At 48.1% G+C, this 14290-nt stretch carries 9 protein-coding genes; 5 read left to right on the top strand and 4 right to left on the bottom strand.

The features are described 5' to 3' along the window. Nucleotides 1-52: 52 nt before the first annotated feature. Together GON05_RS22765 and GON05_RS22760 are read right to left on the bottom strand one after the other, a co-directional pair. Entirely contained in the window at nucleotides 53-2965 is a 2913-nt protein-coding gene (locus tag GON05_RS22765) for a DEAD/DEAH box helicase (RefSeq protein ID WP_157322026.1), read from the bottom strand. After that, nucleotides 2962-4530, bottom strand: a complete 1569-nt coding sequence (locus tag GON05_RS22760) for an SWIM zinc finger family protein (protein ID WP_157322024.1) — start codon at nucleotides 4528-4530, stop codon at nucleotides 2962-2964. Before GON05_RS22760 ends, GON05_RS22765 begins: the two co-directional genes overlap by 4 nt. A 127-nt stretch (nucleotides 4531-4657) precedes the next feature. Here GON05_RS22760 and GON05_RS22755 point away from each other — a divergent pair, with 127 nt between their 5' ends. Both GON05_RS22755 and GON05_RS22750 read left to right on the top strand, forming a co-directional pair. After that, entirely contained in the window at nucleotides 4658-5350 is a 693-nt protein-coding gene (locus tag GON05_RS22755; RefSeq protein WP_157322023.1) for a polysaccharide deacetylase family protein, read from the top strand. A gap of 99 nt (nucleotides 5351-5449) precedes the next feature. Then, nucleotides 5450-5827: a hypothetical protein gene (locus tag GON05_RS22750; protein WP_127450193.1), complete on the top strand. Its 378-nt coding sequence runs from the start codon at nucleotides 5450-5452 to the stop codon at nucleotides 5825-5827. 82 nt (nucleotides 5828-5909) lie between these two features. Here GON05_RS22750 and GON05_RS22745 read toward each other — a convergent pair whose 3' ends face one another. Further along, nucleotides 5910-6689, bottom strand: a complete 780-nt coding sequence (locus tag GON05_RS22745) for a 3'-5' exonuclease (RefSeq protein ID WP_157322021.1) — start codon at nucleotides 6687-6689, stop codon at nucleotides 5910-5912. Nucleotides 6690-6737: 48 nt separating this feature from the next. After that, complete coding sequence (locus GON05_RS22740; protein WP_157322019.1) at nucleotides 6738-7889, bottom strand: MFS transporter; 1152 nt, start codon at nucleotides 7887-7889, stop codon at nucleotides 6738-6740. 510 nt (nucleotides 7890-8399) lie between these two features. Between GON05_RS22740 and GON05_RS22735 the strand changes: the two genes are divergently transcribed. From GON05_RS22735 to GON05_RS22725, 3 genes are all read left to right on the top strand, one after another. Next, a complete protein-coding gene (locus tag GON05_RS22735) occupies nucleotides 8400-12302 on the top strand; it encodes a polysaccharide lyase family 8 super-sandwich domain-containing protein (protein ID WP_246239350.1) in 3903 nt (1300 codons plus the stop codon). A 136-nt stretch (nucleotides 12303-12438) separates the two neighbouring features. Continuing rightward, entirely contained in the window at nucleotides 12439-13341 is a 903-nt protein-coding gene (locus GON05_RS22730) for an SMP-30/gluconolactonase/LRE family protein (protein ID WP_157322015.1), read from the top strand. A 4-nt stretch (nucleotides 13342-13345) separates the two neighbouring features. Then, complete coding sequence (locus tag GON05_RS22725) at nucleotides 13346-14158, top strand: MBL fold metallo-hydrolase (protein WP_157322013.1); 813 nt, start codon at nucleotides 13346-13348, stop codon at nucleotides 14156-14158. Nucleotides 14159-14290: the final 132 nt, after the last annotated feature.

Below are 14290 nucleotides of genomic sequence, written 5' to 3'. Positions count from 1 at the left end.
TCTGTTTCTTCTCGTTCGATATCTTATCACAAAACGTGCTCGTAGGTAAGCCTTACCAATCTTTTCGCAGCGCAAATAAATCATGCAGCTCTTCATTCGAGAGCTCGGTAATCCAGGCTTCGGAGGTGGAAATTACATTTTCGCTCAGACTCATTTTACTTTCGAGCATTTCGTCGATTTTTTCCTCAAGCGTGCCCAAAGAAATAAACTTATGCACTTGTACATTCCGTTTCTGCCCCATCCGATAAGCACGGTCTGTCGCTTGGTTTTCTACGGCTGGATTCCACCATCGGTCAAAGTGGAACACGTGGTTGGCTGCTGTCAAGTTGAGACCGACGCCGCCTGCTTTGAGCGACAGAATAAAGATACCAGGTCCATCCGCCCCTTGGAACTTGTCAATCATCTTGTCGCGTTCCTGCTTCGGCGTGCTGCCGTTCAAGTACAACACGGGTTCGTTCCGTTGTGCCTGCAAAATATCGGCCAGCAGCTTGCCCATGCTGACATACTGCGTGAAGATCAGGCAGGAGTCGCCTTCATCCCGCAGCTCGCCAACCATCGCAACGAGCCGTTCCAGCTTGGCTGAACGCAAGACGAAGCCTTCCCGGCTGTCTTCGTTAAGCAGGCTCTCCTCGGAGATGGGAGCTTCCTTGGTCAGCAGAACGGGGTGGTCGCAAAGCTGCTTCAGCTGCGTTAACGCAGAGAGGATAGCGCCCTTGCGCTCCATACCTTCCAGCTTTTGCATACGCTCCATGAGGTTTTTGACCGCTTGCTCATATAGCGCGCCCTGCTCGGCAGTCAAGTTCAAGTAGACCTTCATCTCCTGCTTATCCGGCAAATCGAGCTGGATGGCGGGATCTTTCTTTTTCCGGCGCAGCATAAAAGGTTTCACGAGCTTCTGGAGCTGCATCGTCCGCTCCTCATCTTGGTGCTTCTCGATCGGATTCGAGAAACGATGCTGAAACCCGCGCTGATTTCCCAAATAGCCGGGATTCAGGAAGTCATAGATCGACCACAGCTCGGATAACCGATTTTCGATCGGTGTGCCGGTCAGGGCGATACGATGTTTGGCTTGCAGTGAACGCACGGCGGCGGACTGCTTGTTTTGGGCGTTTTTAATATTTTGCGCTTCGTCCAGACATAGGGAGCTCCAAACCGTCTCCTGCAGCGTTTCTTGCTCCATAAGAGCGGTTGTGTAGGAGGTCAGCACAATATCAGTGTCCTTCAGAGCCTCGGCAAGCGCTTCGCCGCTTAGACGGCCTTTGCCGTAATAAAGCAGAACCTTGAGATCCGGGGCAAAACGGACGAGTTCCTTCTGCCAATTGCCGAGTACAGAGGTGGGGCAAATCAGCAGAGCAGGCTGCTCGGATTCAGCTTGGTGATGCAGCAAATAGGTGATGAATTGAATGGTTTTCCCAAGGCCCATATCATCGGCAAGGCAAGCGCCAAGGCCGAATTTTCTTAAATACGTTAACCACGTAAAACCTTCATGTTGATAGCTTCTCAATTCAGCACGCAAGCCAGTTGGAATAGGAATCTCCTGCAGTTCCGACGGCTGTGCAAGCTGACGCAAAAGGCCCATCAAATGTGCGTTTAGCTCAACTTCCAGTTTGATGCGTTCTTCGTTCTCAGCGTCATCCTCAGGCGATGAACCTCCCTTAGGGGCGTTCTCTTTCTCTGCTTCATTCAGCAGGTGAAGCTGGAAAATATCCAGCAAGGATAGACCTTCTTGCGGGTCAACGCTGGCCATCAGCCTGCGAATTTGCTCCAGCAGCGCCGGGTCCAGGTAGACCCACTGGCCGCGGAAGCGGATGAGGCGCTCATTGCGCGAAAGCAGCGCAGCGAATTCGGCTTCGCTTAGATCCGCTTCGCCAATGGCAATCCGCCAGTCGAAGTTGACCAAGGCGTTCAGCCCGAAGAGCGACTGCCTTTTGCCGCCAGCTTCGGAGGATACCTTCGCGCGCAGCCGCGGCTTTCGCTTGGAGGCAGCTTCCCACCAGCCGGGAAGCATCACATTCCAACCGCCGTCCAGCAGATGCCGGCTGTCTGTCGTTAAAAACGTCCAGGCCGATTCATCGCTTAGCGGCCTGGATAAGAGCGCCAAGCCGCTGCTCCCGCTGGGCAGGCTTTCGGCCAGGCTGGCTGCCCAGCCGGGCGACCGTTCCAGCACGTAGGGACTCCAGCTGCTGTCCCAAGTTCCTGCTGCGGTTCCGTCCGCAGCAAGACGAATCGGGGCGAGCACGGATCGATCCTGCTTGTCCTGCAGGACAAGACGTAGTCTCCACGTGTCGTCCTCTTCATCAGGTTCCAGCAGCTGCAGCGCAGGTCTGAACGGAGCCGTGTCAGGCCGCCAGCCTAAGGAAGCGAGCCATTCTTCCTCCGTCAAGGTGACTGGCGAAGCTGAGCGTTGGAACAACGCGGGGTAGTCGCGGCGAAGATCGGAAATTGCCGCTTCGCTTGCATAGTGCTCCGCGGTGACAACGGCGGAGAACGCTGCGCGCAGCCCGGCCAGACCTTGACCAAGGGCATCGAGGCTTTGAGCTGCTGCCCAATTAAACGATTTCAGCGCATCGGATTCGGCATCCCAAGTCCAACCCAGCGTCCCTTTGCGGAAATCGTGCAAGCTTGGTACATAACGGCCAGCTTGTGCTTCTTGGTAAAGAAGTGGCGCTAGCTCGCGCATGGCCTTCATACCTTCATTTCCATCCTCAAAGTGCAGGATTTCCATGAAATCTGGTTCCGTGAAGTAGGGAAGCACCATATCCGCAGGGAGCACGACGACCGAGATGTCACCAGCCTGCTGCAGGTCCAACACAGTGCCGTAATAGGAGGATTCGTGCCAAGCGAACATGAGATTTCGCAGCTTCTCGCCAGGCACATCGCGGTCGTCCAGAAATCCCCAGAATAAAGCGTCACCGCTTTCTGTTAAGGTCATGCTCACTTGTAAATTGTGCAATATTGCGTTCATCCGAGCAGCTTTCCTTTCCTAAGTTCCTCTTGCAGCGCCCGCAGTCTGCTATGCCGTTCAACGAAACCTACAAAAAATGCTTCCCAACGACCGGATTGCTTCATTTTCTTGTACACTTTTTCAAGTCTTTTCAAAAGTCTAACAGCAGCTTTATAGTCGTGGCGGTTTTTTAAAGCAACGTAATGGTTCACGGCTTGATGATAATAGGGTAAAAGCAGCTGTGGCGCTTCTTTTTCGATTGGCTGAAGCACGCTGACCCGGTGAAAAAGCGGGTCATGGCCTTGAAGGATCTGCATTTCGAGCCAAGCCTTCCATTTGCCTTGCTCGTAGAGGACATTTTCAATGAGAAAGTAGGAACGCGGCAGAAGACTCTCAAATGCTTGCCACATCAGCTCCTCGGCTTCAGGAAAATGAGCGACGGCTTTTTGCCAATAATTCGCGTAGGTATCGAGTTCACGGGTTCGCGGATTGTTGAAGAAGATGGCCGTTTCGGTCAGCCAGTCTACAAGCTCCTTCCAGTTTGCGTTATCCTGCAGATGGTCGAAGAACGTAACGAAAAGGTAGGGAGGTGTGTCTTTGAAGGTTGGCCCCTCTGCGAGTGCTGCCCAAGCGATCTTCGGTTGTGACATCAGCAGGTGCAGGTAGGCTTTCGCGGCTGAAACCGATGGCGTAGCGGCAGAGTCATCTGTTATCGATGTCTTAAGAGCTTCAATTTCCTTCGGGGCGTAGGATAAAGCCGCTGTGATTCCTGAAGCCATCCATTCGTCCCAAAGCGCGCAGTAGACTCCAAAATCTTGATAACTGTGCCCTTTCTGAGCGGCCATCTGCGTTCTGATATAAGCGAACGTTGTCTCAAGGCGCTCGCTGGACTCAGAAAGAGCTAGTCGGCTACCCTTCTCTTTTAGCCAGTCCATAATCTCATCGTAAATCTTGTAGGCTGCTGATGACGTAAAGAAGCTCGTCACGCCCTGTGTGTTTTGCCCTTTTACTTTCCTTAGAAGGAATAATGCTTGATGCAGCTCGAAAAAGCTCCGATCCTGGTCAGAAAAAGGAATGGCAACGTTCATTAAGGTGCTTAAATGGCTACGCAACTGCTGAGCGTAAATGCCTTGATCGTAGGTCGGTTTTATGGAGAGGGTGTATTGATCCAGAAACTGCTGCCAATCACTAACAGACATTGTAGGCAATTTCATCATGGCGGATTCCGATGTTGCTTGCGAAGCCGCGCGTTTGAGCTGCATTTTTGCATTCATAATCTGGGTCGCCGGGTATCCGAGACGGTCCGCTAGTTCCATCATGACAGCAGCTTGGTGCTTGCAAGCGCCATGAACGGGGCATGTGCAGCTGCCTTCTTTCAACTTATTTAGGTTAAGCGAAACGCGATAGGCTTCAGATCCATCGACTTTGGCCTGCACTAAACGAGCGTCGGATATGCTAAGGGAGATAACTTGTCCTTGTTTAAAATAGGTAAACCCTCTGGAAAGGGTTACGTCCGTATAGGTTTCAGCCACATATTCGAGCAGCTTCAACCACTCTTCATCATTTAAAACAGTAGAAGTGCTCATAGGAAGGCTCCTTGCTAATGAATAGAGTATCTAATAACCTTATTAGTATAAATAGTGCAGCTAATATTGTAAATTTTGTTTCTTATTTAAATGGTTTTTTTGAAATTTGGGAAGGTAAGGTGAATAAATGAGAAAAAGAATAGTCATAATTGGAATAGGACTATTTATTGTCTTTGTTCTATTGTTTTGTACAAGGAAATGGATGAATGCTAGAAGTTTCCAAGTTTTCGGCGGGTTAACCAGTCATGTGCAGACGAATGAAAAAATTGTGGCGTTAACGTTTGATGATGGACCGTCGGAACAAACAGCTTCAATTGTAGCCCTATTGGGTAAGTATCAAGCAAAGGCTACTTTTTTTCTAATAGGAAGCGAGCTTGAGAAAAATAGAGAAGCCGGGCAGTTGATTACGAAAGCGGGGCATCAGATTGGGAATCATACCTTTTCACATCAGCGAATGGTTTTCAAAAAGCCGTCTTTTATCCGGGAAGAAATTGAAAAAACGAATCAATTAATCCGCGAGACGGGTTATGAAGGTGAAATTGATTTTCGGCCGCCAAACGGTAAAAAGTTGATTGGCTTACCTTATTATTTACATAAGCAGCAAATTCAAACGATTATGTGGAGTTTGGAGCCGGACACGAATTTTCGTACGCCTTCCGACAAGGTAAATGAAGTCGTTCAGCATGTGAAGCCAGGCTCTATCATTTTGCTTCATCCTATGTACGATAAGACGGAGCTTCTTGCGATAGAAGGCATTCTGGATGCTTTGACGAAAGAGGGCTACACCTTTGTGACTGTCAATGACCTACAAAATAGATAATGTTCATTCAGCATGAGCCACATTGACAAAAGATACTGTAACATTTATAATTACAGTATAGCTAGTGAGTGATAAAAATAACGCTAAAGGCGGTGCTGGATGATGAACTATCAAATCAGTGATTGGGTTACAGCCACTACGAATCAAGATGAAATGTTGCATGGGTATGTAGAATCCATGGATGTGCTTGGAGGTTTGACTCGCATTTACGTGATTGCATCCGACCGTGAATCGACGATTGGGAAAGTCATGGAAGTCAGCAACCAAGACGTTAAAAAATTGCCGCCAAGTTCCTTGGATATAGAAGAGCAAGTGAGAAGCTTGATCGATGTCTCCCTCGCGGTGAGAGACGAAATGTGGTTCCTTGAATTGACGGGCAAACTGCTGGCGATTCAACAAAATGAATCCAAGCGCAGCGAGCGCGATCAACTTCCGTCCCTAACTTTCAAAAACCGCTTAGGCGTTGATCAGCTATAATGAAAAGCCAATCCATGACATGTGAAACATGTCGAGTGGATTGGCTTTTTTTGGTTGATGGAGAGTGAGTGCCCCCGTACATTTACTGTACAGGTGCCTTTTTCACAACCTGCGGCCCTTTTACCATTTCCGCCTCAAACAGGGCTTGCAGCTCGGTAATTTTCCTTGGATCGGTAAGAGCCATTTTATCTTTAAAATACTGTTCCACAACGAGTTCCCAAGTAGGCACGATTTTCTGGGCCGTAATGGAACGGATGGCTGTCTTCAGAAGCCGGCGTTCCTTTGCATTGCTGTAGACATCTACGTATTGCTGCGTCCGTTCAAAATCCAGCTCCTGAAAGATCGCTTTGAACACAAGCGATGTCATCCGCGCATCATCCAGCGCTCTGTGGGCGGAGCCTTCCGCCTCGATCTGCAAATCAAGCAGGGCGGCCTCGACGCTGACGTCATTCGTTACATTTTTATAGCGGATAAACCCTTTCAATAAGTCAAAATAGTTGGCATTCATCCAGTACGCATCATCCAATTTGTGCATTCTTGTATCGAATACAATGCGTTTCAAATCTTCCCCGCCCCATGTAACAAGCAGAAAAGCTTCACTCCGATTCAGCCAGCTGATGAAATCCGCAATGACACTGCGAAAGCCGGCGGCGCCGTCAATGTCTTCTTGCGGAATGCCTGTTTTCTTTTTAATAAAACTGTTCAATTTAGAAAAATAAACCGGCTTGATCAGAGAGGAGAACTCATCGACCGGCTGAAGGGAGTCATTAAGGCGCACTGCCCCAATCTCGATGACCTCCATGGGTAAATCGCTCGCAAATTTGCGGCCGTTAAATTCGATATCCAAAATAATGTAGTCCATGCTGCTTGCCCCCGTTCTTTCTATTCCTATCATTTTAGCAGAAAATGTTTAGGCTGCCATCTTGGCTTTTCCGTAGATTGCGCTTAGTACTAGGCTGAACAACAGTCCGATAAAGGACATACCGGAAATCCACAAGTAAAGTGATTTACCGCCAAAGCTTTCATAGAACCACCCGCCCAGATAAGAGGCAACAATGCCGGATACGCCGAAGAACAGCAAAGCAAGAACGGTTTGACCGGTCGCTCTCCACTCCTCAGGTACAATACGGTATAAATATTGAATCGCCGCGGAATAAAAGATTGGAAACGTGAAGGTTTGCAGAAGCTGTAAGTAAACAAGTACATGAGGTTCTGTTATCCACGAGGACAATAAAAAGCGAATGAAGTAAAAGAACGCAGAAAATGCGATGATTTGGAGTTCCTTCCCTTTACGCAGCCACCAGAAACTTAGCGCAAAAACAAGAATTTCACTGCCTGCGGCTAAAAACCATGCTTGTCCGACCAGCTCAGGACTGCCGCCTAATTTTCGTATATATACGCCTAAAAAAGTATCATTAATTCGTTGCGGAACGGCAACAATAAAGATTAACACCATAAACCAAATTGTCTCTTTATTTCCTAGGAAATTACGCAAGCTTTTTAATGTGATGGGTTTGCCAGTCACTGGTGCATCTGGAAGTGCTAGACAAATGATGAGGCTGATGACGCCGATCCCTCCGAAAAGGTAACCCAAGCTGTTCAAGCCCAAATATTGAATCGCGTATCCAACGGCCAACGACATGACGGCATAGCCAATCGCACCGAAAGTCCTTATGGAACCATAGCTAACTCCATTCACTTCCGCTGTTTGAAAGTTCAAGCTTTCCGTTAACGGATCAAGCGGCATAAGGAAAAAGTACAAAAACATCGTAAACAGAAGCAGTACAATGAAACTATTGGAGGTATATAAAAAATATCCAACAATACTTGAACACACTAATAGAAGCAACATGACTTTCTTAATGGTTCTGGTCCTGTCACTAATCATGCCCCAGAGCGGCTGTGAGAAGATCGTAATGATTCCTCCTGTACCGATGATCAGGCCGATTTTGGTCGCTGGAAGCCCTTGGGCATCCAGATAAACAGGGAGAAAAGAAACGAACATGGCAAGCAGGGCAAAGTACAAAAAATTAAATGAACGTAAAAGATTTGAAGAGCTCATTATGACCGTAACCTTCCTAGTTGAAATAACTTATGTTTGTTGTAAAACTACATTCTAACACGATGCACGAAAGATTCCAAAAAGAAAAATGTCTCAGTTGCAAAAGAGGGACGAACTTGTTACGGACTCAGGAGCCGTTATTTTGCCAAATTCAGCGGAATTTGAGGTGCTAACGGACTGAGTGGACGTTTTTTATGGATTTTTCGCAATCTGAGGTGTTTCCATGACTAATAGCGACTCTGGAGTCCGTTAGATGCGAATCTTAACTCAAAAACAGCAAATAGCGTCATCTCAGTCCGTTAAGCGTCGTTAGGCGACGAAATAGGCTTTTTTTGCTGAGTCGGCTTTTTTTATTATCATGAATCGGCGTTTTTTATATAACCAATTGCAAGAATTGAAGATTGCTTAGGGAGAGACCTGTCTTTTATGCTAGAAAAGCTGGTATTAAGCATTCTCCAGAACTTCTTTTCTCGCATGAAAAAATGTCGATGAGGTGATCGTTTGGGAAAAATGACAAAACTGCTATCTGTCAGTATGGTGTCGAGTCTTCTAGTATCTTTTGTGCCCTTTTATGAAAGCGCTTATCCTAAAGCAGAGGCCGCCGCAGTCAACCTGCTCAGCAACGGCGGCTTCGAACAAACAACGACGACGCTGGATGCGAGCTGGAACGGCATTACAAGTCTTGCACCGGTCGGGTGGGGCTTATGGATTCCGACTGGAAGCGGCAAAGCACCCAATCAAACGGTGAATGTCTCCCTAGATTCAACTGTTTTTCATGAAGGGAGCAAATCGATTTTGTTTGACGCTTATGCAACAAGCAGAGTTTCTGTCAATCAAAGCGTGTTGACGGTTACGCCAGGCAAATCCTATCGGTTGAAAGTATGGGTGAAAACCGATAATGTCACGGGGACTGGTGCTTATTTTAGAACACAGTACTATAATACAAGCAAAGTAGGTGACGGCCCTGCATCCGCGAAATTGCTCGGTACGAAGGATTGGACGATGCAGCAAGTTTTTATGACAATTCCGGCAAATGTGACGAAGCTGGTGATCGAGCCGTTTCTGGAAACAGGCAAAGGGAAGGTATGGTTTGATGATATGAGTTTGGAGGAATATAACGGAGTTACAGGTATTACCTTGAATCAAAGTGCGTTTTCTATGGCTCAGGGGGCGTCAGTGGCGTTAGCACCAACGTTTGTTCCAGCGAATGCGGCGGACAAAACGGTGATTTGGAGTTCATCGAACCCCAATGCGGCAGTTGTAGATAATAACGGAAATGTAACCGGTGTAGGGCTAGGCTCCACGACGATAACGGTGTCGACACCAGATGGCACAATCAAGGCAGAATGTCTCGTAAACGTTGAATCTGCAGAGCTTTTTCAATCCTATGCGCAGATGCGGGCCAAATGGTTCAACAAGCTGACAGGCGGTACAAATTATGATGCCGCTGATCCAGATATTTCAGCTAACTTGGCCAAAATTGCCGATAGCGTTACGAATGCCGATTCGACCGGTATCTGGGATACGCTTAATAAATCCGCAGATCGAACGCTGGTCTGGAATGATTTGGCCAGCACGACAGATTCGGCGCAAGTCACGACTTCGTACAGCAGATTGAGGACGATGGCGCTCGCCTATACGCTCAAGGGATCGAGCTTATATCATAATGAGGCGCTTAAAATCGACATTTTGAACACGTTGGATTGGCTGAACGCTAACCGTTACAACGAGTCCAAAACCGAGTACGGCAATTGGTGGGACTGGGAAATCGGCGCTCCGCAAATTATGAATGATATCCTCGTGCTGATGTATGAACATTTGACACCTGCTCAAATTATGAAACATATGAAAGCGATCGATCGATTTGTCCCTGATCCGAAAAAGCGCACGTTGAATAACGTCGTTGAAACCGGCGCCAATCTGCTGGACAAAGCGCTTGTTGTTACGATGCGGGGCATCATCGGCAATAACAGTGCGAAAATTACGCAAGGCCGCGACCCGATTGGTCCCGAATTTGTTTATGCCATTCATGGAGACGGCGTATACGTAGATGGTTCATTAGTGCAGCATACGAATATTGCGTATACAGCTGGTTATGGCGCTGTTTGGTTAAGCCGAGCGGCTGACATGACATATGTCCTTAATGGCTCTCCATGGCCTGTAACGGATCCTAACGTTAACAACGTCTACAAATGGGTTATGGACACGTTTGAACCTGTTATTTACAAAGGACTTTACATGGATATGGTGAATGGCCGGGGTATTTCCAGACAAGCTACAGGCAGCGCTAGAAGTACAATTACCACTTTGCTTCGATTAGCGGAAGGAGCGCCTGCAGACGTTGCGCTTTCGATTAAGCGGATGGCGAAGGAATGGATTTTGAGCGATACGACCTACGCTAATTATGTGGATGGGCTGCCGATTTATGAGTTGGCGCTGATTAAAGAGCTAATGAGCGACTCCACGATTCAGCGCAGAGGAGAATTAGAGCGGAATCAAGTATTTGCCGGCATGGATCGTGTCGTTCATTTGCGTGACGGATATGGCTTTGGATTAAGCCTTTTCTCGAACCGGATTTCTGCTTTTGAAAAAGGAAATAACGAAAATCTCAAAGGCTGGTACACGGGAATCGGCATGACGTTCCTGTATGATCAGGATCTTAACCAGTACCGCAATGACTTCTGGCCGACTGTGGATTCCTTCCGTTTGCCAGGCACAACGACGGATCAGTCGGGGAAAGGCGTGACCCCAGGCGAGTGGACTTCGTACATGAACGCTAAAAATTGGGTGGGCGGCTCCACCATCGACGGCTTATATGGTGCCGCAGGCATGGATTTTTCGATGGATAAAGTGACGGGCAGCACGCTGCAAGGCAAAAAATCGTGGTTCATGTTCGATGATGAAATCGTCGCTTTAGGAGCAGGAATTTCGAAAAGCTCAGCGGCGAACACGCCGGTTGAAACGATCATCGATAACCGGAAACTGAATGACGCGGGAGACAATGTGCTAACGATTAACGGTTCAGCGCAACCGAATCAATTGGGCTGGTCAGGAACGCTAAATCAAGTGAACTGGGCTCACATAGCCGCTAATGTGGCGAATTCGGATATCGGTTATTATTTCCCAGGGTCAGCAACCGTCTATGGCTTGCGTGAAGCGAGAACGGGGAGTTGGCAAGAGATTAACAGCGGCCAATCGAATACGCCGATTACGCGTAATTATGTAAGCTTGGCTTTCGAACACGGGCAAAATCCGACGAATGCCTCCTATGCTTATGTCATGCTGCCACACAAGGATGCTGCGGCAACAGCGGCGTACAGCCAATCGCCGAACGTTGAGATTTTAAGTAATACAGCCGATGTGCATGCCGTGAAAGAAAAGCAGTTGGGCATTACAGCGGCAAACTTCTGGAACCCGGGTTCCGTGGCTGGCATTACCTCCAGCAATCCGGCGTCTGTGATGGTGAAGGAATCAGAGACGGAGCTTTCCATCGCGGTATCCGATCCAACTCAAGCGCAGAGCATGATTTCACTTGAACTGAATAAAACGGGGTTGCAGCTCGTTAGCAGTGACAGCACAATTTCTGTGCAGCAAACATCACCTGCTTTAAAGCTTGATATTCAGGTTGCAGGTTCATATGGTAAAACGCATGTCATTACCTTCAAGAAAGACAGCGCAGCTCCGGTAACGACAGATGACGCGAAATCCGGGTGGCAGCGCACGGCGCAAACGGTGACATTAACGGCAAGCGACGCTGGCAGCGGCATACAAACAACGATGTACAGCCTAGATAATGGTGCCTTCGCAGAAGGAAACACGGTATCCGTTACGGAGGATGGCGTCCATCAAATTCGTTATTACAGTGTCGATCAAGCCGGCAACCAAGAGTCAGTCAAAACGGTTGAAGTCAAAATCGATACCAAGGCGCCGGTCATTTCTCCTTCCGTCACGATGGATGTTTATTGGACGGATGGCGGCAGTCTAACCTTCAACACGAGCGATGAAGTAAGCGGAGTGGTTGCCAAGTCAGTTAGCATTGACGGCGCTAACGTTAGCGATCCTTATACGTACAAACCTTTTTCGCTTCGTATTGGTGAGCATCAAGTTAACGTAACGGCAACGGATGCTGCCGGGAATGAAGCGGACGTGAGCTATGTACTTAAGGTGCATATGGACGTCATGCATTTGGATGAAGCGGTTCGTTATGCTTACCAACAAGGCTGGATTACGAACCAAGGCATTTATAACAGCTTGCTAATGATGGTTGAGGCGTTGCAAAAGCACTTGGATGACAAAGGTGTCAAGACGGCATTGAACGCTCTCGAACAGCATGTTCGAGCGCAATCAGGCAAAAAAATCGACAGCAATTTTGCAGCATTTTTACTGGATGCCATTTCATTTCTGAAGGCATAAACAAGATCATCGGGTTTTCCTGAAAGTCATGAAGATGACAGAGGGAAAGCCCTTTCTTTTTTTGTGGAAAGGCATTCCTGCTTCTTCCAATTCGTACGAGGACGGTTTACAATAACGGAAGAGGAGTTGATGTCTAATGGATTCGAAGAACGTACAGCTGGTTCTGGACGCTAAAGCCACTCTAGGTGAAGGCCCGAGCTGGAATGAGGAAGAGAAAGCGCTTTATTGGGTTGATATCATAGGAGAGAAGTTTTGCAGGTTCGATCCGGAGACCGGTCAAAATGAGTCCTTTCCTATTGGCGAATTTGTAGGTGCAGTTGTTTGCGCCGGGAAAGATGAGGTCGTTTTGGCGACACAATCCGGTTTCCAATCCTATCACATGAAGCAGCGTACTTTAACACCTCTCGTTGATCCAGAAGATCACTTGCCTTCCAATCGGTTTAACGATGGAAAATGTGATAGCCATGGCCGGTTCTGGGCGGGAACGATGGAAATCATTGAAAAAGGGGCGACAGGCTCCCTCTATGTACTTGAACCAGATGGCAGCTGCCGCAAAGTTCACGAAGACGTCGGTGTATCGAACGGGATCGCCTGGAGTCAAGACGAAAAAGAGATGTATTATATTGATTCGATGAGAAAACATGTGTTAGCTTTTGATTTTGACGCGGAAAAAGGAGAAATTAGCCGTCCAAGAACATTAATCGATTTCGCTGACGAGCAAGGATTTCCAGACGGTATGACGATTGATGCAGAAGGGATGCTTTGGATTGCTCACTGGGATGGCTGGCAGGTGTCGCGCTGGAATCCCCGCACAGGCATGAAACTGGAGAGCATCGCGGTCCCAGCAGCGAAAGTGACCTCGTGTATTTTTGGCGGAGATGAGCTGGACACTTTATACATAACGAGTGCGCGAAAAGGGCTGGAGGACGATAACGCAGGAGATCAGCCTCACGCTGGCGGCATTTTTACAGTCAAACCTGGTGTTAAAGGAACAAAGACGCATGCATTTGGAACATCATATATCCAACAAAAGGAGTAGTTTTATGTCAGTAGAATCTAATCAGCTAACTATTCAGTATATTGGACAGGTTGGCGTTATTTTGCGGAAAAACGACATTGCCATCGCCATTGACCCGTATTTGACGGATTCTGTCGATCAACTCGGAGGATCTCCCGATGGGTTCTGGGTGAGAAGATATGCACCACCGGTGAAGCCCGAAACATTGACGGATCTGGATCTGGTCCTTTGTACGCACGAACATATGGATCATATGGATCCGGCGACGCTGCGGGTTATTGCGGAGGCATCTCCGGATTGCCGCTTCGGTGCTCCCAAGGTTTGCTTGCCGGCATTGGAGGCAATGGGAATTGCGCCTAATCGACTTCAGGCGCTTGGAGTTCAAGAGGCTTGGCCGTTCGCTGAAGGGCTGAACATTCAGCCGATACCGGCGTGGCATGAAGAGCGTGTGCAGGATGAAGCGGGCTGGGACCATTATTTGGGCTACATGCTCGAATGGGACAACTTATGTCTCTACCATGCAGGAGATACGCTTTTGACGGATGAATTGGTGAAAACACTGTCGGGTTACACCATTGATGTAGGCTTCCTGCCGATTAATGGCCGGGATATTTTCCGCAACAGAGTTGGCGTCGTGGGCAATATGAATGCTTTGGAAGCTGCGGATCTGGCGGCGCATCTTCGTTTTGACATTGTGGTGCCGGTTCACTTTGATATGTATCCTAATAACAGTGAAGGCATTGCGCCGTTCGTTGACCGGCTGTATCAGAAGCATCTGGGGCAAAAATTTCATATTTTTCAACCGGGTGAGACGCTTTTGTATAATAAAGTTAGATAGATTTCGATCAGTAATTAAGGCCTCTTAGTGTCCGAGTTCAGCGCGAAGGGGCCTTGGTTTCGGATCATTCGACAATTCCGTGCGTTGAAAATAGGCCATTAGGCTATTGCAATTAAGCACATCTTCATCTTC

The organism is Paenibacillus anseongensis, assembly GCF_009757995.1.
GTDB classification, from domain to species: Bacteria; Bacillota; Bacilli; order Paenibacillales; family NBRC-103111; genus Paenibacillus_E; species Paenibacillus_E chondroitinus.
The sequence above is the reverse complement of the archived record's forward strand: the minus strand, read 5'-3'. Positions and strand labels throughout refer to the sequence as shown.